Below are 1,612 nucleotides of genomic sequence, written 5' to 3'. Positions count from 1 at the left end.
GTCCTTCCAGTCGAAGGCCCCGAAGTCGCGCTCACCATGCGGATTGTTGCCCTCGGTGAAGTCCGAGAACGCGCGCACGATGCGCAATAACGCCCCGGTGTCGATCCAGAATGGCGAGCGGTCGGTGTTCTCGATAAGGGCGCGGATGCCCTCGGTCAGGACGACCCGACCCGCTTGTGGGTTGCTCAGGTCCGCGCGAAGCGCATCGTTCAGAGCAGCCACGCGCTCGGCGTAGTCCGCGCGCTGCTCGGGGGTCATGTCAGCCAGATTCATCATGTGCGTGTTTCCCTTGTTTCAACCGATGGAGCCGAAGGCGATGGGCATCCATCGGCTTCTGACCCGCTGGCGAAGCGCGGGATGGGGAGGGGAAAGCCAAATCGACGCGCAGCTGGTGCGGGCGGCAAGCCTGGAGAGACCCGGCGCGCTTTTGCGCGCCGACCTGGTCGAACCTGGTGGCAACCCGGTGCAGCGTCTATTTTGCTTGGGGGAACGAAAGGGCAGGAGCCCTTGGCGGCTTCCCCCTGGGATGTACGCGCGGCGGCACGGCCGCCTCTGGCTCGAGCGAGGATCGTGACCCGGATGGGGCGAAACCGTGTGCGGGTTCGCTCGGCGCGCATGCGCCGATAGAGCCGTGCCGGCAGGCCGCTCCCCTTTGCTCGCCCCTCAAGCTGGGGAAAAATTCAACCTGATCGCCTCTTTGCCCAGCTGCGCGATAGGCTTATCGCTGCGCGCGGCGGCACCTTTGCCGTCAATCCAAAGGAGAAAAGTCCTATGTCGTTTGGTGACATTTGCCTTCTCCTTACGGTGCTGTTTGCCTTTGCCACCCTCATTTTGAAGGTGGTGGAGGTAGCACGCCGCAAGTAGGCAACGGGAGGGGGCGCGTTGCAGCGCGTCCCCGAACGGCCAAAACGATTGAACCCCCGTCATTGCAGTGACGGGGGTTCATCCAAAGGCAAAAGCCTATGTCGTTTGGTGCGACCTATTTACACCTTGGGCCGTGTAAATTCAATGCGTATTGCATCGGTGCGCCGCGCACTCCGAAAAGCCGGATACCCTCGGCGCCAGGGCGCCATATCACTTCCCTCGATAGACGCATTCCAGCAAAGTCGATACGCTCGCCCCATGCCCCAGATCATCTCCCTCATTCCCCGCTGGGCCTCCACCTGGGGCGCACTGCAGCGCACAAACGCGCAGGTACGCTCGCAATGCCGCTGCTGCGGGATGCAACACAGGGTCGACGTTTCGGTGCAGATCCTGCGCTTTGGCGCATGCAGTTCACCGGTTAATCTGCAGGACAGGTGCATGGTGGTGGGGTGCCATGGCTCGGTCTTCTATCTGGTCGCGCGCACGTACGGGCGCCAGTGGATCACGATGGACACACGCAGTGCGCCGCTTGAAGCGTCGGCACCGGCCGTCAATGCGGTCTCGCTGAACCTGGGGCCGCCTGCGAAACGCTAGCCCTCTTCCCCCATGCGTTGGATGCCCGTCCACAGGCACCAGGCTTGGATTGACAGGCACACCCCGCAAGAACATAACTGGAACATGGGGCATCGACGCCTGGAAACCCTCTCCGATTGCGTGCGCGAGGAGCTCGACCTGCGCGTGGAGTGTG

The 1,612-nt window shown here is 62.9% G+C and carries 2 protein-coding genes; one reads left to right on the top strand and one right to left on the bottom strand.

Annotation, left to right across the window (positions count from 1 at the left end; translation table 11 throughout):
• A partial coding sequence (locus MBENS4_RS23070) for a DUF3768 domain-containing protein (RefSeq protein ID WP_144401088.1) occupies nucleotides 1–276 on the bottom strand: 276 nt, incomplete at its 3' end.
• Between the two features lie 846 nt (nucleotides 277–1,122).
• Here MBENS4_RS23070 and MBENS4_RS25625 point away from each other — a divergent pair.
• Nucleotides 1,123–1,458 (top strand): hypothetical protein, encoded by a 336-nt coding sequence (locus MBENS4_RS25625; RefSeq protein WP_144401083.1) that lies wholly within the window; start codon nucleotides 1,123–1,125, stop codon nucleotides 1,456–1,458.
• The last annotated feature ends 154 nt before the right edge of the window (nucleotides 1,459–1,612 follow it).

This window comes from Novosphingobium sp. MBES04 (assembly GCF_000813185.1).
Taxonomy (GTDB): domain Bacteria; phylum Pseudomonadota; class Alphaproteobacteria; order Sphingomonadales; family Sphingomonadaceae; genus Novosphingobium; species Novosphingobium decolorationis.
This window is presented reverse-complemented; position numbering and strand designations above follow the sequence as displayed.

What these genes read in the sequence shown, in the direction of transcription:
- MBENS4_RS25625 (WP_144401083.1), top strand. Translation starts at nt 1,123, where the DNA reads ATGCCCCAGATCATCTCCCTCATTCCCCGCTGGGCCTCCACCTGGGGC.